The following is a 20,262-nucleotide window of genomic DNA, read 5'->3' as shown; positions in this document are numbered from 1 at the left end:
CGTGATCTGGCAGGAACTCGCCCACAGCTACCGGCACCACGTCCTGGACCAGGGCAAGCAGCCGCTGATGCTGCTGCTGGTGGGGTTCATCGGGTCGTTCCTGTTCATCCGCTTCAGCGTGCGGATGATCAGACGGGGGGTGCGCTGGTGGCCGGGCAACATCACCCCCGGCGGGCTCCACATCCACCACGCCGTCTTCGGGCTCGGCTTCCTGCTGGCCGGCGGCTTCGGCACCTTCGCCACCGGCGGCGCCCATCTGAACGTCTTCGGGCTGCTCTTCGGCATCGGCTGCGGGCTGGTGCTGGACGAGTTCGCGCTGATCCTGCACCTGGAGGACGTCTACTGGAGCGAGCAGGGCCGCAAGTCGGTGGACGCGGTGATCATCGGGATCCTGATCACCGGCCTGATGCTCACCGGGTATGTGCCCCTGGGCGTCGTCCCCGGCGGATCCACCCGCTGGGGCCTGTCCGCGGTCCTCTCCGTCAACGCCCTGATGTCGGTGATCACCCTGCTCAAGGGCAAGCTCTGGACCGGCCTGCTGGGCACCATCGTGCCGGGCCTGTCCTGGGTGGGCGCCGCCCGGCTGGGCCGCCCGCACAGCCCGTGGGCGCGCTGGCGCTACCGCCGCCGGCCACGGCGGATGGCCCGCGCCGTACGGCGTGAACGGCGCCTCCACCGGCGCGCCGACCGGGCCCGTACCTGGCTCTTCGACCTGATCGCGGGGGCACCCGACAAGGTGGCGCCGCACCACACCGCCACCCGCCGGGTCGCCGAACGCATGGCGGCCAGGGTGACCGCCCACCTGGACGCCGCGGACGCCCGCGGCCCCGCCCGCCGCACCGACCGCGCCCCCGGGGCCCGGCTGCCGCACCCCGTCGTCACCGTCCGCCGGGACCTGTCCGCCGCGCGGCGCCGCACCATCACCGCCGGCCGCCCCCGCCGCTCCCACCGCCCCCGCCCCACCCCCTGCCGGCCGGACCCGGAGGAGGCCTGAGGGCTCCCGAGAGGGCCCGGGCCGCGCCACCGTCCGCCGGCTGCCGCGGATCCGCCGGGCCCCGGGTGAACCGGGTCGGCCGCGCAGGCGTAGCACCGGTGCCAGGACCCGCCTGCCCTTGGGGGAGCACCCATGCAGACCACCGGAGTACCGGCCGCAGAGACCGACGCCGACCGCACCCGTCCGCGCCCCCGCCCGGGCGAGGCCCGGCGGGCGGCGAGCCGGGTGATCGAGGCCTGGGCGGCCGACCGCTGCCCGGGCGCCACCGACGAGGAGTTGCAGCGGCTGGCCCGGGAGGTGGTCAGGGCCGTACGGAGGGCGGTCACCCCCCGGGTGGTTCCGCCGGCCCACGACGGGCTGACGTCCAAGCCCGGTGCCGACGCCGAGGCGGCCAGGCGGATCGCCGCCCGGCTGGAGGCCGAGCTGCGCCCGGCGCCGCCGCGCCCCTCGGTACCCGCGCCCAGGCCCGCGCCGCTGCGCCGGCCGCTGCCCCAGCAGCTCCGCGCGTACCGCTGACCTGCGCGTACCGCTGACCTACGCGTTCCGCTGACCTGCGCGTACCGCTGACCTACGCGTTCCGCTGATCCGCCCGTACCGCTGATCCGCGCATATCGCTGACCCGCCGCGCGGGCCGGAGAGCACGAAGGGCCGGGACCGGGGGGTCTCCCCGGGCCGCGGCCCTCGCTTCGTCAGGCCTCAGTGGGCGTGACCGGACTCCTTCAGGCGCTTGACCGAGTTCTCGATCTCGGCCTCGGCATCCACCCGGCCGACCCAGTGGGCGCCCTCGACCGACTTGCCCGGCTCCAGGTCCTTGTAGACCTCGAAGAAGTGCTGGATCTCCAGGCGGTCGAACTCCGAGACATGGTGGATGTCCCGCAGGTGCTCCCAGCGCGGGTCGGAGGCGGGGACGCACAGCAGCTTGTCGTCGCCGCCGGCCTCGTCCGTCATGTGGAACATGCCGATGGCCCGGCACTTGATCAGGCAGCCCGGGAAGGTCGGCTCCTCCAGGATGACCAGTGCGTCCAGCGGGTCGCCGTCCTCGCCGAGGGTGCCCTCGACGAAGCCGTAGTCGGCCGGGTAGCGGGTCGAGGTGAAGAGCATCCGGTCGAGGCGGAGACGACCTGTCTCATGATCCACCTCGTACTTGTTCCGCGAGCCCTTCGGGATCTCGATGGTGACGTCGAACTCCAACGGGTCCTCCAAGATTCGGCACTGTCAGAATCAAGTGTCTCCTACGGTGCGGTGTGCTCGGGAAAGGGGCCGGTGGGTGGAGCGTGCGGGGCAGTGGGTCGATCGGATGAGGGCAGGCGGACGGTCCGCGGGAAGGTCGGTGCTGCGCTGGACGGCGCTCGGCGCCGACCGGCTGGCGGCCGCCTCACCCGCCCGTACCGCCGCGGTGGCCGGTGCGACGGGGCTGCTGCTGGCAGCGGGCTCGATCGCCGCCGCCGGGCCCTGGCAGGGCGGGCAGCGCACCGCGGAGCGGGCTGCGGCCGCCGCCCCCGCGCCGCACACCGCCACCCCCCGGCCGCATCCGACGGCGACGCCGGCGCCGACCCCGGCGCGGCGGCCCGCAGGGCTGGTGCTCCAGGCGGCCGGCCAGGGGACGCCGCCGACCCGGGCCGGGCTGGCCGCGGTGCTGGCCGGCCCGCTGGCCGACCCCACGCTCGGCACCCTGACAGTCGCGGTGTCCGACACGGCCTCCGGCACGCTGCTCTACGGCTCCGGTGAGACCGTTCCCGCCACGCCCGCCTCCACCACCAAGCTGGCCACCACCACCGCCGCCCTCACCCTGCTCGGTCCGGACCACCGGATCACCACCCGGGTGGTACGCGGCGGCGGCGCCGGAGAGGTGGTGCTGGTCGGCGGCGGCGACCCCACCCTCACCGCGCTCCCCGCGGCCAAGGGGGCCACCGACCCGGACAGCACCCCCGCCTCGCTGCGGGACCTCGCGGCGCGTACGGCTGCCGCGCTCAAGGCCGCCGGAACCACCTCCATACGCCTCGGCTACGACACCTCCGCCTACGACGGGCCGGTCCGCCACCCGTACCACGACGGGGTCAACATCGCCCCGGTCAGCGCACTGATGACCGACGAGGGCCGGATCGACCCCCGTTCCACCGGCCCGGCCTCCCGCTGGTCCGACCCCGCCGGCCAGGCCGCCGAGGCCTTCGCCCAGCTGCTGCGCGCCCACGGCGTCACCGTCTCTGCCGTACGGCCCAGGACCGCCCCCGCGAACGCCGCCGAGCTCGCCCGGGTGCAGTCGCCGACCCTCGCCCGGCTGATCGAGCAGCTGCTCACCGAGTCCGACAACGACCTCGCCGAGGCCGTCGCCCGCCAGGTCGCGGTGGCCGCGCACAAGCCGGTCTCCTTCGAGGGCGCAGCCGCCGCCGTACGGGAGACGCTGGCCCGCGCCGGGGTGCCGCTCGGCCGCACCGTGCTGCACGACGGAAGCGGCCTGGACCGGGACAACGCCATACCGCCCGCGGTCCTCACCGAGCTGCTCGCCCTGGACGCCTCCCCGGCCCACCCCGAGCTGCGCCCCGTCCTCACCGGCCTGCCCGTCGCCGGCTTCACCGGCACCCTCCAGGACCGCTACACCAGCGCCACGGGATCCCACAACGCGGCGGGCCTGGTCCGGGCCAAGACCGGCACCCTCAACGGCGTCAACACCCTTGCCGGGCTGGTCGTCGACCACGACGGGCGGCTGCTCGCCTTCGCCCTGATGGCCAGGGGCGGCGCCGACGCGGGCACGGTGCGCGCCGCCCTGGACCGGATCGCCGTGCGCGTCGCGGCATGCGGCTGCCGGTAACGCCCGCCAGCACGTACGGTGAAGGCATGACGAGCGCGAGTGCTGACATGGTCGACTGGAACCTCGCGGTCGCGACGGCGACCCGGCTGGTGCGACCCGGACCGGAGATCACCCGCGAGGAGGCCCGCGAGGTGGTGGCCGAGCTGCGGCGCCACGCGCGCGACTCCGAGCAGCACGTCAGGTCCTTCACCGGGCTGTCCACCCCGGGCGCCGGCACCCCGGTGCTGATCGTGGACCGGCCCGGCTGGATCAAGGCCAATGTGGCGGGCTTCCGCACCGTCATCCAGCCGCTGGTCAGCAAGTTGCAGGCACGCCGGGAGGGCGTCCCGGGCGCCGCGGTGCTGGGCGCGGTCGGCGAGAAGGTCACCGGGGTGGAGGTGGGCGCACTGCTGGCCTTCCTCTCCTCCAAGGTGCTGGGCCAGTACGAGACCTTCGCCCCCGCCGAGGCGCCCGACAGCCCGGCGGCGCTCTTCGAGGAAGGCCCCGCCAAGGCGTCCGGCGGGGCCTCGGCGGGCCGGCTGCTGCTGGTCGCGCCCAACATCGTCCATGTCGAGCGGGAACTCGACGTGGACCCGCACGACTTCCGGCTCTGGGTCTGCCTGCACGAGGAGACCCACCGCACCCAGTTCGCCGCGGTGCCCTGGCTGCGCGACCACGTGGAGTCGGAGATCCAGGCCTTCCTGGCCGAGACCGACGTGGACCCCGCGACCCTGCTGGAGCGGCTGGCGGAGGCCGCCCGCGGCCTGGCCGGCGGCCTCCCCATCCCCGGGCTCGGCGGCGGCGAGCACACCACGGAGGACTCGCACCACGACGGGCCCGGCGGCCTGCTGGACGCCGTGCAGAGCCCCGCCCAGCGGGAGATCCTGGCCCGGCTCACCGCGGTGATGTCGCTGCTGGAGGGGCACGCCGACTTTGTGATGGACGGGGTCGGCCCGGAGGTCGTCCCCTCGGTGGGGGAGATCCGGGAGAAGTTCCAGCAGCGCCGGGCCAGGGGAGCCGGGCGGCTGGACCTGCTGTTGCGGCGGCTGCTCGGCCTGGACGCCAAGTTGAGGCAGTACCAGGACGGCGCGGCCTTCGTCAGGGCGGTGGTGGACCGGGTCGGCATGGACGGCTTCAACCGGGTCTGGACCTCGCCCAACACCCTCCCCACCCGCGACGAGATCCACGACCCCGCGGCCTGGGTGACCCGCACCCACGGCTGACCCCGGGAACTGCGGAACCCCGGGAACTGCGGAACTGCCGGGTCCCCGGGCGCCCGGGGAGCTGTGCGGGTGTCCTTGTGCCGTGCCGTCCATAAAGCCCGTGCGGCCCGTGCCGCGGGACCGGCACCCGTGCCCGGCGGGGCATCACCTGCCCTCCGCGGGACGGGTGCAGGGCCATGAGCGGATGTGATCGCCGCAGCCCGGTCGGGTGAACGGTTCTGGCCGATGGACCGTTTCTCCATTCACCCGTCCGTGGGACCGTTGTCGTACCGGTGGCGCGGGCACCCCGGCAGAGGCTGCACTTCTGCGACCATCTGTAGCCAGGCGGGGCATACCCGGCACACCGCGTCGTCGACCCGCCGGAAGCGCCATGACCTGGCCCGCCGACCGCCCGAGGAAGGGCTCGCCCCCGTCCCCTGTGCGGCCGTCCCGTCCCTAAGGAGAGCCCGCCGTGGGTCCGCATCCCGCCGTCGCAGCGATACGCCTGGCAGTCCGCCGTACCCTCGCCGACCTCGCCGCCCATGCGGCGCCCGGCGGCGCCTTCGCCGCCCCACCCCCCACCCCGCCGCGCCAGGTCTCCGCCGACCCGACCCGGCTGCCCCGGGCGCAGGCCGCTCCCGGTGCCCCTCTGGTGCTGGTCGCCTGCAGCGGCGGCGCCGACTCCATGGCCCTCGCCGTCGCCACCGCCTTCGAAGCCCCCAAGCTCGGGCTGCGGGCCGGCGCCGTCACCGTTGACCACGCCCTCCAGCCCGGCTCGGCCGACCGCGCCCGGGAGGTCGCCGACCGCCTGCGCGGTCTCGGCCTGGACCCGGTCGAGGCGGTCACCGTCGCCGTCGGCCGCCAGGGCGGCCCCGAGGCGGCCGCCCGTACCGCCCGCTACACCGCGCTGGAGGAGGCCGCCGCCCGCCACGGCGCCCTCGCGGTGCTTCTCGGCCACACCCGCGACGACCAGGCCGAGACCGTGCTGCTCGGCCTGGCCCGGGGCTCCGGTGCCCGCTCGCTCGCCGGGATGCCCCCCGCCGCCGGCCGCTACCGCCGGCCGCTGCTGGAGGTCGACCGCGCCGCCACCCGGCAGGCCTGCGCCGCCCAGGGTGTCGCCGTGTGGGACGACCCGCACAACACCGACCCGGCCTTCACCCGCTCCCGGGTCCGCCACGAGGTGCTGCCGGTGCTGGAGAAGCACCTGGGCGGCGGCGTGGTGGAGGCGCTCGCCCGCACCGCCCGGCTGTTCCGTGACGACGCCGACGCGCTGGACGTCTGGGCCGACCAGGTGGAGCGCGAGCTGCGCGACCCGGCGGACCCGGAAGCACCCCTGGACGCGGCCCGGCTGGCCGACCTGCCGGCAGCCGTACGCCGCCGGGTGCTGCGCCGGGCCGCGGTCCGGGCGGGCAGTCCGCCCGGGGACCTCTTCGCCCGGCATGTGGAGGCGGTGGAGCAGCTGGTCACGGGTTGGCGCGGCCAGGGGCCGCTGCACCTGCCCGGGGGCGTCGAAGCCCGCCGCAGGTGTGGCAGTCTGTTCTTCCGGACCCAGACCCCAAACGCTTGAGGAAGTACCGCGCGGTGGACGACAAGGACATGGGCACCGATCTCGCCAAGGTGCTGATCACCAAGGACGAGATCGACTCCAAACTCGCCGAGCTGGCCGGCCGGATCGATCGGGACTACGCGGGGCGGGACCTGCTGATCGTGGGCGTCCTCAAGGGCGCCGTCATGGTGATGGCCGACCTGGCCAGAACCCTGCACTCGCCGGTGACCATGGACTGGATGGCGGTCTCCTCGTACGGCATGGGCACCAAGTCCTCCGGTGTGGTGCGCATCCTCAAGGACCTCGACACCGACATCGCCGGCCGCGATGTGCTGATCGTCGAGGACATCATCGACTCCGGTCTCACGCTCTCGTGGCTGATCGGCAACCTGGGCTCGCGGGGCCCCGCCTCCCTGGAGGTGTGCACCCTGCTGCGCAAGCCCGATGCGGCCAAGGTGGAGATCGACGTCAAGTACGTGGGCTTCGACATCCCCAATGAGTTCGTGGTCGGCTACGGCCTCGACTATGCGGAGAAATACCGCAATCTGCCGTTCGTCGGCACCCTGGCACCCCACGTCTACGGCGGCTGAGCCGACCGTCTGCGGGCGGGTGGCGGTGGCTGGGAACAGAGCGCTGTCACCCGCCGTTGAACCTCCAGCGGAACGCATTCGTCCTTGAGGTGGGTGGCTGCGGTACCGTCCAAGCTGTACTACTTGTTCAAATAACCCGCTCTTAGTACTGCGGAGCGGGGACCGCATGAGGTCGAAGCACATACCCGGATGCGCCGGCGGACGAAGAGACCGCCCGGCGCCGTTGAGTGGCAGGAGGGACGGGGCGGCGACGCCCCGCATGGATGGACGTCAAACGATACTTCCGTGCGCCGATCATGTGGATCGTGCTGGCCGTTCTTGCCGTCATCGTACTGATGCAGGTCGTCTCGTCCTCGAACGGCTACAAGACGGTGGACACCGGCGAGGTCGTGGCGGCCATCGACGCCGGCAAGGTGCAGCAGGCGCAGCTGACCACGGGCGACGAGAACACCGTCAAGATCCAGCTCAAGGACAACCAGAAGATCGACGGCAGCAACAAGGTCAAGGCGTCGTACATCGGCGACCAGGGCGTTGCCATCGCTGACAAGCTGCAGTCGTCCATGGAGAGCAACAAGCTCCCCGACGGCTACACCGTCTCCCCGACCAAGCAGAACGCGTTCCTCAGCATCCTGCTGTCGATGCTGCCGATCGTCTTCATCGTGATCGTCTTCCTGTTCCTGATGAACCAGATGCAGGGCGGCGGCTCCCGGGTGATGAACTTCGGGAAGTCCAAGGCCAAGCTGATCACCAAGGACACCCCCAAGACGACCTTCGCCGATGTGGCGGGTGCCGACGAGGCGGTGGAGGAGCTCCACGAGATCAAGGAGTTCCTGCAGGAGCCGGCCAAGTTCCAGGCCGTCGGCGCCAAGATCCCCAAGGGTGTGCTGCTCTACGGCCCGCCCGGCACCGGCAAGACCCTGCTGGCCCGCGCCGTGGCCGGTGAGGCCGGGGTGCCGTTCTACTCGATCTCCGGTTCCGACTTCGTCGAGATGTTCGTCGGTGTCGGTGCGTCCCGGGTCCGCGACCTGTTCGAGCAGGCCAAGGCCAACGCCCCGGCCATCGTCTTCGTCGACGAGATCGACGCCGTCGGCCGGCACCGCGGTGCGGGTCTGGGCGGTGGCCACGACGAGCGCGAGCAGACCCTCAACCAGCTGCTGGTCGAGATGGACGGCTTCGACGTCAAGGGCGGCGTGATCCTGATCGCGGCCACCAACCGCCCCGACATCCTGGACCCCGCGCTGCTGCGCCCGGGCCGCTTCGACCGGCAGATCGCCGTGGAGCGCCCCGACCTGCAGGGCCGTCTGGAGATCCTCAAGGTCCACCAGAAGGGCAAGCCGATCGCTCCGGACGTCGACCTCCAGGCCGTCGCCCGCCGCACCCCCGGCTTCACCGGTGCCGACCTCTCCAATGTGCTCAACGAGGCCGCGCTGCTGACCGCCCGCTCCGACAAGAAGCTGGTGGACAACGTCGCCCTGGACGAGGCGATCGACCGTGTCGTGGCCGGCCCGCAGAAGCGGACCCGGATCATGAGCGACAAGGAGAAGAAGATCACCGCGTACCACGAGGGCGGACACGCCCTGGTCGCGGCTGCCTCTCCCAACAGCGACCCGGTGCACAAGATCACCATCCTGTCGCGCGGCCGGGCACTGGGCTACACCATGGTCCTGCCGGACGAGGACAAGTACTCCACCACCCGCAACGAGATGCTCGACCAGCTGGCCTACATGCTGGGCGGGCGTGCGGCGGAGGAGCTGGTCTTCCACGACCCGACCACCGGTGCGGCCAACGACATCGAGAAGGCCACCGCCACCGCGCGGGCCATGGTCACCCAGTACGGCATGACCGAGCGCCTCGGGGCCATCAAGTTCGGCTCCGACCAGTCCGAGCCGTTCCTCGGCCGGGAGATGGCGCACCAGCGCGACTACTCGGAAGAGGTCGCCGCGCTGGTGGACGAAGAGGTCAAGAAGCTGATCGAGACCGCGCACAACGAGGCGTGGGAGATCCTGGTCGAGAACCGCGACGTGCTCGACAACCTGGTTCTGGCCCTCCTGGAGAAGGAGACGCTGAACAAGGAGCAGATCGCCGAGATCTTCAAGCCGATCGTCAAGCGGCCGCCGCGGCCGGCTTGGACGGGCTCCACCCGTCGTACGCCGTCCACCCGTCCGCCGGTGCAGTCCCCCAAGGAGCTGGCCCTCACCAACGGCAGCCAGCCGGCCACCCCCTCGGTGACCGACTCCCCGGTGGACACGGTCAAGCTTCCTCCGCTGGAGGAGCCGCCCCCCGCGGTCTGACCACCTCTCCGGGCCCCGAACCCGGAATGAACGGCCGCATCCCCGGCGCTCTAGGCTGGGGATGCGGCCGTGCCGCTTTCCAGCCCCCCGCGGCACAGGCCCCGGACCACCAGAGATAGCGAGGACCGCATGACCGACCCGGTGACTCTCGACGGTGAGCGCACCCTCGGTGTGTTCGACCAGAAGCGGGCCGAGAACGCGATCCGTGAGCTGCTGATCGCGGTCGGCGAGGACCCCGACCGCGAGGGGCTCCGCGAGACCCCCGCCCGGGTGGCGCGTGCCTACCAGGAGATCTTCGCCGGACTCTGGCAGGAGCCCGAGGAGGTGCTCTCCACCACCTTCGACCTCGGCCACGACGAGATGGTCCTGGTCAAGGACATCGAGGTGTACTCGACCTGCGAGCACCACCTGGTGCCGTTCCGCGGTGTGGCCCATGTCGGCTACATCCCGTCCGCCAGTGGCAAGATCACCGGCCTCTCCAAGCTGGCCCGCCTGGTGGATGTGTACGCCCGCCGTCCCCAGGTCCAGGAGCGGCTGACCACCCAGGTCGCCGACGCCCTGATGCGCATCCTGGAACCGCGCGGTGTGATCGTGGTCTTCGAGTGCGAGCACATGTGCATGTCGATGCGCGGCATCCGCAAGCCCGGTGCCAAGACCCTGACCTCCGCGGTCCGCGGCCAACTGCGCGACCCCGCCACCCGGGCCGAGGCGATGAGCCTGATCATAGGCCGCTGACCGGCCGGGGGCCTGGAACCGGGCCCCGCTCCACCACGTCCCAATGCACGAACGGCGGGTGCCGTACAAAGGGGGCGTAGTCATGAGGAATTATCACGTCTCATACTTGAGATCTACGAGACGTGCGATATCCGCCTCTACGCTGAACAGCTATGAGCGCACCAGTGTCCACTGAGCCCTCCAGCGACCCGGGCCGCCGCTCGGGGCTGAAGTCGCTGCGCGACCAGGCCGCGGCCGCGCCCCGGGCCTGGGCTCCCGCCGCCGTGGGATACGCCGCTCTGCTCATCGGCCTGGTCGACATCGCGGGGGCGGTGTTCCCGCGGTTCCGGCACACCCGGATGCATGAGCTGGCCGCGCTGCTGCCGGGGGGCGTGACCACTCTGGCCACCGCCGGCTCACTGATGATCGGTGTGCTGCTGGTGCTGCTGGCGCACGCCCTGCGGCGCCGCAAGCGCCGCGCCTGGCGGGCCGTGATGGTGCTGCTGCCAGTGAGCGCGGTGTTCCATCTGCTGCGCTGGCACGCGACCGTGACGGCGGTGGTCTCCCTGGTGCTGCTGGCGGTGATGCTGGCGCACCGCAGCGAGTTCTACGCCAAGGCCGATCCGCGCACCCGCTGGCGCGCGCTGTGGAGCTTCCTGGGGCTGGGCGCCACCAGTGTGGGGCTGGGCCTGGTCATCGTCTCCGTCCACCCGCGCAGTGAGCTCGGCAACCCCGGCCTCCGCCAGCGGCTGCAGGAGGTCGCCTACGGGCTGGTGGGCTTCAACGGCCCGATCCACTACAGCTTTGAGCGCACCTCCGACCTGGTGGGCTACTCACTGGCCGGCCTCGGTCTGCTGACCGCCATGGTCACCGCCTATCTGGCGCTGCGTCCCTCGGAGCCGGTGGCGGTCCTCAGCCTCGCGGACGAGGACCGGCTCCGGGCGCTGCTCGACCGGCACGGCGCCCGCGACTCGCTGGGCTACTTCGCGCTGCGCCGGGACAAGAGCGTGCTCTTCTCGCCCAGCGGCAAGGCGGCGATCTCCTACCGGGTGGTCTCCGGGGTGATGCTGGCCTCCGGCGATCCGGTGGGCGATGTCGAGGCCTGGCCCGGTGCGATCAAGATCTTCCTGGCGGAGGCCCGCGCCCATGCCTGGGTGCCCGCCGTGATGGGGTGCAGCGAGCTCGGCGGCGAGGTGTGGACCCGCGAGGCCGGCCTGGACGCCCTGGAACTGGGCGACGAGGCCATCGTCCGCACCGACGACTTCTCACTCTCCGGGCGCGCCATGCGCAATGTGCGCCAGATGGTCAAGCGCATCGAGCGCAACGGCTACAGCTGCAAGGTCCGCCGGGTCGCCGAGCTCTCCGCGGAGGAGCGCAGGCGGGTGGTGCGTGCCGCAGCCCTCTGGCGCGGTACGGACACCGAGCGCGGCTTCTCCATGGCGCTGGGTCGCTTCGGTGACCCCTGCGACGACGCGGGCCTGGTGGTCACCGCACACCGCGGCGCGGAGCCGGGGCAGTGGGAGGACCCCGCGCTCGGTGATCTCAAGGCGGTGCTGCACTTCGTCCCCTGGGGCGTGGACGGCATCTCGCTGGAGCTGATGCGGCGCGACCGGGCGGCCGATCCGGGCCTCAACGAGCTGCTGATCGTGGCCGCGCTGCAGGCCGCGCCGGAGCTCGGGGTGAAGCGGGTCTCGCTGAACTTCGCGATGTTCCGCTCCGCGCTGGCGCGCGGTGAGCGGCTGGGCGCCGGACCGGTGCTGCGCGCCTGGCGCGGACTGCTGGTGTTTCTGTCGCGGTGGTTCCAGATCGAGTCGCTGTACAAGTTCAACGCCAAGTTCCAGCCCGAGTGGGAGCCGCGCTTCCTGGTCTACCCCACCGCGCGGGACCTGCCCAGGATCGGCTTCGCCGCGATGCAGGCGGAGGCCTTCATCACGGTGGGCATGCCGCGGTTCGGCCGCCGCCGGCAGCGGATGGGGGACGCGCCGGACGAGGGCCGTACCCGGCTGGCCGCCTGAACCGGCCGGCCCCCCGGGCCGATAATGGGTCACATGAGTACTGCCGCCATAGCGCCGCTGCCCGGCCTCGCCCCGCTGGACCGCTGCGCCGTCATGGGCGTGGTCAATGTCACCCCGGACTCCTTCTCCGACGGGGGGCGCTGGCTGGACCCCGCGGCCGCGGTCGCCCACGGGCTGGAGCTGGTGGCCCGGGGCGCCGACCTGATCGACGTCGGCGGTGAGTCCACCCGCCCCGGCGCGGCCCGGGTCAGCGAGGAGGAGGAGCTGCGCCGGGTGATCCCGGTGGTCCGCGAACTGGCCGCCGCCGGTGCGGTGGTCAGTGTGGACACCATGCGGGCCGTGGTCGCGGAGCAGTCGGTGGCTGTGGGTGCCGCGGTGCTCAACGATGTCTCCGGCGGCCTCGCGGACCCGGACATGGCCCGGGTCGCGGCGGAGACCGGGGTCCCCTTCGTGGTGATGCACTGGCGGGGGCACTCACTGGAGATGAACCGGCTGGCGGTCTACGACGACGTGGTCACCGATGTGGCCAAGGAGCTCCAGCAGCGGATGGAGGCCGTGGTCGAGGCCGGGGTGCGCCCCTCGCAGGTGATCCTGGACCCGGGGCTGGGCTTCGCCAAGAACGCCGCCCAGGACTGGGCGCTGCTCGGCGGTCTGGACGCCCTGGTCGCACTGGGCCGGCCGGTGCTGGTGGCCGCCTCCCGCAAGCGTTTCCTGGGTGCGCTGCTGGCCGACCCGGCCACCGGTGAACCCCGCCCGCCCCGGCAGCGGGACGACGCCACCGCCGCCGTGTCGGCACTCTCCGCGCAGGCGGGAGCCTGGGCGGTGCGGGTGCACGACGTCCGGGCGAGCGCCGACGCCGTCCGGGTGGTCGCCGCCTGGCAGCAGGCGGCGGAGTGACCCCGCCGGGCGGGGGGACGGCAGGGCGGGCGGCTGCGGACCGGGAGGCGGTGCTGGCGGTCAACACCGCCCTGTACGAGTCCCTGGAACGCGGCGACGCCGACGCTCTCACCGATGTCTGGCTGTCCGGCGCGGACGCCGACGACACCGGTGGCGTGGTCTGTGTGCACCCGGGGTGGCCGATGCTGCGGGGCCGGGCCACGGTGCTGCGCTCCTACATGCTGATCATGGCGAACACCGACTACATCCAGTTCTTCCTCACCGATGTGGAGGTGGAACTCTCCGGCGATGTGGCACTTGTCACCTGCACCGAGAACATCCTCTCCAGCGGCGAGGCCGAGGAGGAGGGGGAGTTGGCGCCGCTGGTCGGGGGCAAGGTCGTCGCCAGCAACCTCTTCCGGCGGACCGCCGACGGCTGGCGGCTCTGGTCCCACCATGGCTCACCCGTGCTGACCAGCGTCGACGAGGACGAGGACGACTGAGCAGGGGGCCGCAGCGGCGGCCCGGGGGGAATGGGCAGCCTGCACCGGATGTTCACCTGGTACGGGGGCCGGGCAGGCGTGAGCGCCGCACCACCCGGGTAGGACGGCTGCGGCCACGCCGGTGACCTGCCGCCTCTGTCACAGGCCGACGGTAGATTCGTTCGACGGCGGGCAACGGGGCCCGCCGGTGTTCTGTCTCTGGAGTGATTCGATTGCTGGACCGTGTCGCACTGCGCGGCCTGCGTGCCCGCGGCCACCACGGTGTCTTCGAGCGGGAGCGCGAGGAGGGGCAGACGTTCGTGGTGGACGTGGTGCTCCACATGGACACCCGTCCGGCGGCGGAGACCGACGACCTGACCCGTACGGCGCACTACGGCATCGTCGCCGAGGAGGTCTGCGCCATCGTCTCCGGCGATCCGGTCGACCTGATCGAGACCCTGGCGCAGCGCATCGCAGACCAGTGCCTGAAGCACGAGCCGGTGCAGGAGGTGGAGGTGACCGTGCACAAGCCGGACGCCCCGATCACCGTGCCGTTCGACGACGTGACCATCACCATCCACCGGAGCCGCGGGTGACCTTCCGCGCCACCGGCCCCCGCGACGAAGCGAGGTAATCCAGATGAGCAGCGACCCGACGACCTCGCCAGTGCCGTCCCGTGTCGAGTACACCGTCGACTCCGCGGACAGCACCCTGCACAACCCGCAGCGCGCGGTGATCGCCCTGGGCAGCAATCTGGGCAACCGCCTGGAGACCCTGCAGGGCGCGGTCGACGCGCTGGAGGACACCCCGGGTATCCGGGTGAAGGCCGTCTCGCCGGTCTACGAGACCGAGGCGGTGGGCGGCCCCGCCGACCAGCCCAGCTACTTCAACGCCGTGATCGTGGTGCGCACCACCCTCGGACCCGGCTCCCTGCTGGAGCGGGCCGGAGCGGTGGAGGACGCCTTCAGCCGTACCCGTGAGGTCCGCTGGGGTCCGCGGACGCTGGATGTCGACATCGTCTCCTACGACGGTGTGATCTCCGAGGACCCGACGCTCACCCTGCCCCACCCCAGGGCACATGAGCGGGGCTTTGTGCTGGCCCCCTGGCATGACGCCGAGCCCGAGGCGGAGCTGCCCGGCCACGGCCGGGTGTCGGATCTGCTGGACGAGGTCAGCGGTGAGGGCGTGCGCCGGCGCGACGACCTCGAGCTGAGGCTGCCCGAGTAGTCCGCGGCCCGGAGCCGCCGTCCCGGTGCGGGACTTCCGGAACGGGCGGCGGGTGGCTGTGCGTTGTCGCCCAAGTACGGTGGTGCTGCCGGTGGCCGCGCCTCCGGTGGGCGGCAACCCGCCGCCCGGACCCTGTCAGGAAGGACACCTTCCGCGTGAAGCCGCTTCGCCCGGCCCTGCTGGCCGGTATCGCCGTGGTCTCCGGAGTGCTCGCCTGGGCCGGCGCCAAGCTCTGGGACTCGGTGGGGGACCTGCCCGGGATCCCCACGGCCGCTCCGGTGGTGCTGGCGGTGGTCGCCGTGGTGCTGCTGGCCGCGGCGATCTCCATCCGCGGCCGGCTGCGCGCCCAGCGCGACCGTGAGCCGGACGCCAAGGGCGTGGACCCGCTGGTCGCGGCCCGCGTGGTGGTGCTGGGCCAGGCCAGTGCGCTGGTCGCGGCGCTGGCGGTGGGCGTCTACGGCGGCACGGGCGTCTTTCTGCTCTCCCTGCTGGACCAGCCGGCCCGCAAGTCGCAGGCGGTCACGGCGGGTTTCACCGTGCTGGCGGGTCTCGCGGTGATCGTGGCGGCGCTGTGGATCCAGCACATCTGCAAGCTTCCCGAGGACCACGACGACCCCACCGCCCCGGCGCCGCGCTGACACCGCTCCGGCGGAGGGGCCGGTGGTCACCGGTGGCGGGCGGCCGGGGCCGGAGCCCAGGGGCCCGGCGGGTCTCCGCAGGTGGACCGCACCCGGCCCGACCGGCGCTGTGATGTGACGGAGCGGCCGCGTACGGTGACCGTTTGTCCCTGTCTAGACACGATTCGGCCCGGTGGCTGACACCGCCGGGAAGGGCACGCTAGTTTTTGGCCATGCCACGCGGACGCCACCGTCAATCCTCGACCCTGGGCCGGATCCTTCCCGTGCTCGCCGTCGCAGTGCTCACCATCGCGGCCGGGGCGCTGGTCCTGCTCGACGATGACACCGTGGTGACACGGGCGGTCGGCCTGTTCGCCGTCGCCGCCGCGTGCGCGGGCGTGCTGCTGCTGCGCCGCCGCGACCGGGCGGGCGAGCTGGCGATGGATGCCGCCGCGATCGCCCGGCAGCGGGCGGAGGAGCGGCACGAGGAGCAGCTCGCCGAGCTGGAGTACGCCGTCGAGGTGGCCGAGGAGCGGGTCTCGCGGCTGGGCCGCCGACTGGCCGTGGAGAAGTCCCGGCTCGCCCGCGCGGAGACCGAGAACGCCCGGCTGCTGCGGGAGCGCGCCGTGGCCGCGGCGGGACAGGCCGTCAAGGACGCCGAGGCGGCCCGGCGTCGTACGGCCGAGCAGCCCGCCCGTCACCCGGTGACCCCGACCGCCTATGTCCGGGCCGCCGCCGTGCTGCGCACCCTGGAGCGCCGCGCCGCCGTGGAGCACGCCCAGCGGGTCGCGGCCCAGGTGAACGCGGAGAGCGCCCGCCGACGGGCCGCCGAAGCCGCGGAGGCGGCCGGCCGTACGGTGCCGGCACTGCCCGCGGCCCGGCCGCAGGCCCCGGTCGAGCACACGCCCAGCACCCCCGCCACCGCGATCGTGCCGCTGGAGCGGCAGCGCCCGCGGCCGGTGGTGGTCGCCCGCAGCGCGGGCTTCAGCTTCTTCGACCGGACCACGGCAGGCGGGCTGCCCACCGTGCCGTCCCAGGCGGTCGGCGACCTCAGCGATGTGGTCGGTGACGAGGCTGTCGCCGCCCAGGCCCGCTACACCGGCGGCGATGCCGGTGCGCAGTCGCCGGAGCCGCTGCAGCCGGCCCCGGCCGCTGCCCGGGCCGCCGAGCCGCAGCAGGCCGAGGACGGCCCGGCCGTGGTGGATCTGACCGAGCACGACGAGACCGAGCGGATGGACCTGCGGGCGCTGCGCGCCGTCCAGTAGCCGCCCGGGCCGCCCCGCACCGCTGTGGGGCGGCCTGCCGTCGGCCTACTTGTCGATGTCCTACTTGTCGATGTCGCCGACCACAAAGAACATCGAGCCCAGGATCGCCACCATGTCGGCGACCAGGGTGCCGGGCAGCAGCTCGGTCAGGGCCTGGATGTTGTTGTACGAGGCGGACCGCAGCTTCAGCCGCCACGGTGTCTTGTCGCCCCGGGAGACCAGGTAGTAGCCGTTGACGCCCAGCGGGTTCTCGGTCCAGGTGTAGGTGTGGCCCTCCGGGGCCTTGAGCACCTTGGGGAGCCGCTGGTTCACCGGCCCCTGCGGGAGTTCGGCCAGCCGGTCCAGGCAGGCGTCCGCGAGGTCCAGCGAGATGTGGGTCTGCTCCAGCAGGCACTCGAAGCGGGCCAGGCAGTCGCCCTCCTCGCGGACCGCCACCCGCAGCACATCGGCGAGCTCCCCGTAGGCCAGATACGGCTCGTCGCGCCGCAGGTCGAAGTCGACTCCGGAGGCCCGGGCGATCGGCCCGCTCACCCCGTAGGCGTGCACCAGCTCGGGGGCCAGCACGCCGACGCCGGCGGTGCGGCCGCGGAAGATCTCATTGCCCAGCACCAGGTCGTCGATACGGCCCAGCTGCGAGCGGACCTGGGCGACGGCGGTCCGGACCCGGCCCAGCCAGCCTGCCGGCAGATCCTCCTTGAGGCCGCCGACCCGGTTGAACATGTAGTGCATCCGCCCGCCGGAGGCCTCCTCCATGACGTGCTGGAGCGTCTCGCGGCTCTCGAAGGCGTAGAAGACCGGGGTGATGCCGCCCAGCTCCAGCGGATAGGAGCCGAGGAACATCAGATGGTTGAGCACCCGGTTGAGCTCCGCCAGCAGGGTCCGCACCCAGACCGCCCGCTCGGGCACCTCCATGAGCATCCGCTCGACCGACATCACCACGCCCAGCTCGTTGGCGAAGGCCGAGAGCCAGTCGTGCCGGTTGGCCAGCATGACGATCTGCCGGTAGTCGCGGGCCTCAAACAGCTTCTCCGCGCCGCGGTGCATATAGCCGATCACCGGCTCCGCAGCCACGATCCGCTCGCCGTCCAGCACCAGCTTCAGCCGCAGCACCCCGTGCGTGGACGGGTGCTGCGGGCCGATGTTGAGCACCATGTCGCTGGTGCCGAACTCGGTGACGTTCTCCGCACCGGAGCCGATGCCGACCGTGGTCTCCCTCATGACCGGCAAGTCTGCCACTCCCGGGCACCCCGTAGGCCTTCCGGTACCGGCATGCGGACCGCCTGCACCAGCCAGCCGAAGCCGCCCAGCCCCGCCGGGTCGGTCAGTTCCGCGCCCTCCCCGGCGGAACCCAGCGCCCGCAGATATGCGGCGGGGTCCGCGGAGGCCAGCGCCAGCGGCGGACGGGCGCCACCCACCCCCAGCGCCCGCAGCGCCTCACGCTGGGTCGTCCACAGGCTGTGGACGGCGCCGGCCGCCTCCCCGGCGGCGGCGCAGGCGTCCAGCGCCACATGTGCGGTCACATCGCAGGAGCCGTCCGGCACCGGCTGCACCTCACGCCCGCCGCGGAAGCCCGCGAGCGTGCCGAACGGCGGCCTGGCATCCGCACCATGGGCGTAGTCCACCGCCACCGCCAGTCCCCGCTCCAGCGAACGCACCGCGCCCGCCCAGGCCTCGTCCCGGCTGCGTCCCAGCTCCACCCGGAAGCCCGGCTCCACGGCATCCGGCCACCAGCGGGCCGCCCACCGGGCGTCCACGTCCGAGGGCGGCCCGCCCGGCTGCTCCGCGCCGCCGGCGGGCTCCACCAGCACCTGCTGCAGCACGCCGTGGTCGTCGACCTCGGCGATGTCCAGCGGCACATTGTCCAGCCACTCATTGGCGAACAGCAGCCCCGTGACCCCGGCCGGCGGCTCCGTGCACCAGACCACCTCCGCCGCCAGCCCCGGGGGACGGCCGGCGACCTCCACCCCGTAGGGCCGCAGCCGGTCCGCCACCGCCTGGTAGTCCCGCCGCACTGCGGTCAGCACCCCCTGGAGCAGCTCGCCCCGTCCGGCGCCGACATCCACCAGGGCGAGTTCCGGGGGCCTGCCCAGCTCCGCGTCGACCTGGGCCAGCAGCCGCGCCACCGCGTCCGCGAACCTCGGTGAGGCGTGCACCGAGGTGCGGAAGTGCCCTGCCGGGCCCTCCGGACGGCGGTAGAAGCCGCCGTCCCCGTACAGCGCGTGCTGCATGGCCGCGCGCCAGCCCGTCCAGGTCATGCACAGCACGCTACCGGGCCAGGCCGGCTCCCTCCGGTACCCGGCCGGTCCCCGCTCCGGAGGGCTCCGGCCCCCGAGGCTGCGCCGCCGGGCCCCGGTACCCGCCCCGGGCCGCTCTCCGACTTGGGGAGTAGAGCGGATCGCCCTGCCGGTGGACCAAAGCCGGCGCTGCGGCTGCCTAGGCTGGACGTGTGCAGCAGCTCTACTCCTGGCTCCGCAGACATCCCACGACGGTGGACACCGCGTGGGCGCTGCTGGTGCTGGGCGTCAGCATGCTCAGCGGCCCGGCCGGCGCCGGGTTCGGCAACTCCGACGGCGTCTACGTCCTCTACACGCTGGCCCTGGCCGGGCTGATGGCGCTGCGCCGACGGCTGCCGGACGCGGCCCTGGTGGGCGGGGTGCTGATCGGGATCTTCCAGGTGGCGGCGGACTGGACGCCCAACGTCGCCGATGTGGTGCTGCTGGTCCTCACCTACACCGCGGCGGCGTTCGGCTCCCGCTGGGCCTCCCGGACGGCCATGGCGGCCGGACTGGCCGCCGGGCCGCTCGCGGTGTGGCGGTTCGGCGCCACCGATCCCAACGTCTCCCAGCCCGGCCAGACGGTTCTGGTCAGCGTGCTGCTCTCGGCGCCGTTCGTGCTCTGCTGGGCGCTCGGCCGACTGACCCGGATCCGCCGGGCCTACTACGCCGAGCTGGAGGACCGGGCCGCCCGCCTGGAGCGGGAGCGCGACGCCCGGGCCAAGGTCGCGGTCGCCGCCGAACGCGCCCGGATCGCCCGTGAGCTGCACGATGTGGTGGCCCACAACGTCTCGGTGATGGTGGTCCAGGCCGACGGGGCCGCCTATGTGCTGGACGGTTCCCCGGAGCAGGCCAAGGAGGCGCTGGCGACCATCGCCGCCACCGGCCGCCAGGCGCTGGACGAGATGCGCCGGCTGCTGGGGGTGCTGCGCACCGCGGAGCCCGGCGCGGGGGAGTACGTCCCCCAGCCCGGTGTGGAGCAGCTGCCCGATCTGCTGGAGCAGGTCCGCGGCGCGGGGCTGGCGGTGGACTTCACCCTGGAGGGCCGTCAGCGTCCGCTGCCGCGCGGTGTGGAGCTGACCGCGTACCGGATCGTGCAGGAGGCGCTCACCAATGTCCGCAAGCACGGCGGCCCCGACGTCCGCGCCGATGTCCACATCCGCTTCGGCGACGGGACGGTGGACGTCCTGGTCGAGGACGACGGCCGGGGGGCCGCCGCGGAGCTGTACGAGCAGGGGGGCGCCGACGGCCAGGGGCACGGACTGATCGGTATGAGGGAACGGGTCGGTATGGTCGGCGGCCGTCTGGACGCCGGACCGAGACCCGGAGGAGGCTTCCGCATCCGTGCCGTACTGCCGCTGAAGACCGTGACCACGGTCTGA

Annotated in this window: 19 protein-coding genes; 16 read left to right on the top strand and 3 right to left on the bottom strand. The window is 73.0% G+C overall.

Annotated elements, in window-relative coordinates:
* Nucleotide 1 precedes the first annotated feature (1 nt).
* Nucleotides 2-994, top strand: a complete 993-nt coding sequence (locus AB0761_RS17600) for a hypothetical protein (RefSeq protein ID WP_377269989.1) — start codon at nucleotides 2-4, stop codon at nucleotides 992-994.
* A gap of 132 nt (nucleotides 995-1,126) precedes the next feature.
* The gene (locus tag AB0761_RS17595; RefSeq protein WP_377269988.1) at nucleotides 1,127-1,510 is read left to right on the top strand and encodes a hypothetical protein; all 384 of its coding nucleotides are present in this window, start codon (nucleotides 1,127-1,129) and stop codon (nucleotides 1,508-1,510) included.
* 180 nt (nucleotides 1,511-1,690) lie between these two features.
* On the opposite strand, the gene AB0761_RS17590 is transcribed toward AB0761_RS17595, so the two are convergent.
* Nucleotides 1,691-2,185 (bottom strand): inorganic diphosphatase, encoded by a 495-nt coding sequence (locus AB0761_RS17590; protein WP_377274182.1) that lies wholly within the window; start codon nucleotides 2,183-2,185, stop codon nucleotides 1,691-1,693.
* Between the two features lie 139 nt (nucleotides 2,186-2,324).
* Between AB0761_RS17590 and dacB the strand changes: the two genes are divergently transcribed.
* From dacB to AB0761_RS17525, 13 genes are all read left to right on the top strand, one after another.
* Nucleotides 2,325-3,803 carry a D-alanyl-D-alanine carboxypeptidase/D-alanyl-D-alanine-endopeptidase gene (gene dacB, locus AB0761_RS17585; protein WP_377269987.1) on the top strand — a complete coding sequence of 493 codons (1,479 nt, stop codon included), beginning with the start codon at nucleotides 2,325-2,327 and terminating at the stop codon, nucleotides 3,801-3,803.
* A gap of 26 nt (nucleotides 3,804-3,829) precedes the next feature.
* Nucleotides 3,830-5,005, top strand: coding sequence for a zinc-dependent metalloprotease (locus tag AB0761_RS17580; protein ID WP_377269986.1), 1,176 nt, complete (start codon nucleotides 3,830-3,832; stop codon nucleotides 5,003-5,005).
* A 451-nt stretch (nucleotides 5,006-5,456) separates the two neighbouring features.
* Nucleotides 5,457-6,551 (top strand): tRNA lysidine(34) synthetase TilS, encoded by a 1,095-nt coding sequence (gene tilS, locus AB0761_RS17575; protein ID WP_377269985.1) that lies wholly within the window; start codon nucleotides 5,457-5,459, stop codon nucleotides 6,549-6,551.
* Between the two features lie 14 nt (nucleotides 6,552-6,565).
* A complete protein-coding gene (hpt, locus tag AB0761_RS17570) occupies nucleotides 6,566-7,120 on the top strand; it encodes a hypoxanthine phosphoribosyltransferase (RefSeq protein ID WP_055588495.1) in 555 nt (184 codons plus the stop codon).
* Between the two features lie 263 nt (nucleotides 7,121-7,383).
* Nucleotides 7,384-9,411, top strand: a complete 2,028-nt coding sequence (gene ftsH / locus AB0761_RS17565; protein ID WP_377269984.1) for an ATP-dependent zinc metalloprotease FtsH — start codon at nucleotides 7,384-7,386, stop codon at nucleotides 9,409-9,411.
* 129 nt (nucleotides 9,412-9,540) lie between these two features.
* Entirely contained in the window at nucleotides 9,541-10,146 is a 606-nt protein-coding gene (gene folE, locus AB0761_RS17560; protein WP_377269983.1) for a GTP cyclohydrolase I FolE, read from the top strand.
* Nucleotides 10,147-10,298: 152 nt separating this feature from the next.
* Nucleotides 10,299-12,140 carry a phosphatidylglycerol lysyltransferase domain-containing protein gene (locus AB0761_RS17555; RefSeq protein WP_377269982.1) on the top strand — a complete coding sequence of 614 codons (1,842 nt, stop codon included), beginning with the start codon at nucleotides 10,299-10,301 and terminating at the stop codon, nucleotides 12,138-12,140.
* Nucleotides 12,141-12,173: 33 nt separating this feature from the next.
* Nucleotides 12,174-13,037 (top strand): dihydropteroate synthase, encoded by an 864-nt coding sequence (folP, locus tag AB0761_RS17550; RefSeq protein WP_377269980.1) that lies wholly within the window; start codon nucleotides 12,174-12,176, stop codon nucleotides 13,035-13,037.
* Entirely contained in the window at nucleotides 13,034-13,519 is a 486-nt protein-coding gene (locus AB0761_RS17545; RefSeq protein WP_377269979.1) for a nuclear transport factor 2 family protein, read from the top strand. The genes folP and AB0761_RS17545 overlap by 4 nt, the downstream gene beginning before the upstream one ends.
* A 215-nt stretch (nucleotides 13,520-13,734) precedes the next feature.
* Nucleotides 13,735-14,094 (top strand): dihydroneopterin aldolase, encoded by a 360-nt coding sequence (folB, locus tag AB0761_RS17540; RefSeq protein WP_377274180.1) that lies wholly within the window; start codon nucleotides 13,735-13,737, stop codon nucleotides 14,092-14,094.
* Nucleotides 14,095-14,137: 43 nt separating this feature from the next.
* Nucleotides 14,138-14,725: a 2-amino-4-hydroxy-6-hydroxymethyldihydropteridine diphosphokinase gene (folK, locus tag AB0761_RS17535; protein ID WP_377269977.1), complete on the top strand. Its 588-nt coding sequence runs from the start codon at nucleotides 14,138-14,140 to the stop codon at nucleotides 14,723-14,725.
* A 155-nt stretch (nucleotides 14,726-14,880) separates the two neighbouring features.
* Nucleotides 14,881-15,363 carry a DUF3180 domain-containing protein gene (locus AB0761_RS17530; protein ID WP_377269975.1) on the top strand — a complete coding sequence of 161 codons (483 nt, stop codon included), beginning with the start codon at nucleotides 14,881-14,883 and terminating at the stop codon, nucleotides 15,361-15,363.
* A 212-nt stretch (nucleotides 15,364-15,575) separates the two neighbouring features.
* Entirely contained in the window at nucleotides 15,576-16,607 is a 1,032-nt protein-coding gene (locus tag AB0761_RS17525) for a hypothetical protein (protein ID WP_377269974.1), read from the top strand.
* A gap of 60 nt (nucleotides 16,608-16,667) precedes the next feature.
* Here the strand turns inward: AB0761_RS17525 and AB0761_RS17520 are convergent, their stop codons facing one another.
* Together AB0761_RS17520 and AB0761_RS17515 are read right to left on the bottom strand one after the other, a co-directional pair.
* Nucleotides 16,668-17,825, bottom strand: coding sequence for an NADH-quinone oxidoreductase subunit D (locus AB0761_RS17520; RefSeq protein WP_377269973.1), 1,158 nt, complete (start codon nucleotides 17,823-17,825; stop codon nucleotides 16,668-16,670).
* Nucleotides 17,822-18,862, bottom strand: a complete 1,041-nt coding sequence (locus tag AB0761_RS17515) for an SAM-dependent methyltransferase (RefSeq protein WP_377269972.1) — start codon at nucleotides 18,860-18,862, stop codon at nucleotides 17,822-17,824. Before AB0761_RS17515 ends, AB0761_RS17520 begins: the two co-directional genes overlap by 4 nt.
* Nucleotides 18,863-19,053: 191 nt before the next feature.
* Between AB0761_RS17515 and AB0761_RS17510 the strand changes: the two genes are divergently transcribed.
* The gene (locus AB0761_RS17510) at nucleotides 19,054-20,262 is read left to right on the top strand and encodes a sensor histidine kinase (RefSeq protein WP_377269971.1); all 1,209 of its coding nucleotides are present in this window, start codon (nucleotides 19,054-19,056) and stop codon (nucleotides 20,260-20,262) included.

The sequence above is a fragment of the Peterkaempfera podocarpi genome (assembly GCF_042466665.1).
Taxonomy (GTDB): Bacteria; Actinomycetota; Actinomycetes; order Streptomycetales; family Streptomycetaceae; genus Peterkaempfera; species Peterkaempfera podocarpi.
This window is presented reverse-complemented; position numbering and strand designations above follow the sequence as displayed.

Coding starts and splice junctions, on each gene's coding strand:
- folE (WP_377269983.1), top strand. CDS start 9,541: ATGACCGACCCGGTGACTCTCGACGGTGAGCGCACCCTCGGTGTGTTC.
- AB0761_RS17580 (WP_377269986.1), top strand. CDS start 3,830: ATGACGAGCGCGAGTGCTGACATGGTCGACTGGAACCTCGCGGTCGCG.
- folP (WP_377269980.1), top strand. CDS start 12,174: ATGAGTACTGCCGCCATAGCGCCGCTGCCCGGCCTCGCCCCGCTGGAC.
- AB0761_RS17520 (WP_377269973.1), bottom strand. CDS start 17,825: ATGAGGGAGACCACGGTCGGCATCGGCTCCGGTGCGGAGAACGTCACC.
- AB0761_RS17525 (WP_377269974.1), top strand. CDS start 15,576: ATGCCACGCGGACGCCACCGTCAATCCTCGACCCTGGGCCGGATCCTT.
- AB0761_RS17515 (WP_377269972.1), bottom strand. CDS start 18,862: ATGACCTGGACGGGCTGGCGCGCGGCCATGCAGCACGCGCTGTACGGG.
- ftsH (WP_377269984.1), top strand. CDS start 7,384: ATGGACGTCAAACGATACTTCCGTGCGCCGATCATGTGGATCGTGCTG.
- folK (WP_377269977.1), top strand. CDS start 14,138: ATGAGCAGCGACCCGACGACCTCGCCAGTGCCGTCCCGTGTCGAGTAC.
- AB0761_RS17595 (WP_377269988.1), top strand. CDS start 1,127: ATGCAGACCACCGGAGTACCGGCCGCAGAGACCGACGCCGACCGCACC.
- AB0761_RS17555 (WP_377269982.1), top strand. CDS start 10,299: ATGAGCGCACCAGTGTCCACTGAGCCCTCCAGCGACCCGGGCCGCCGC.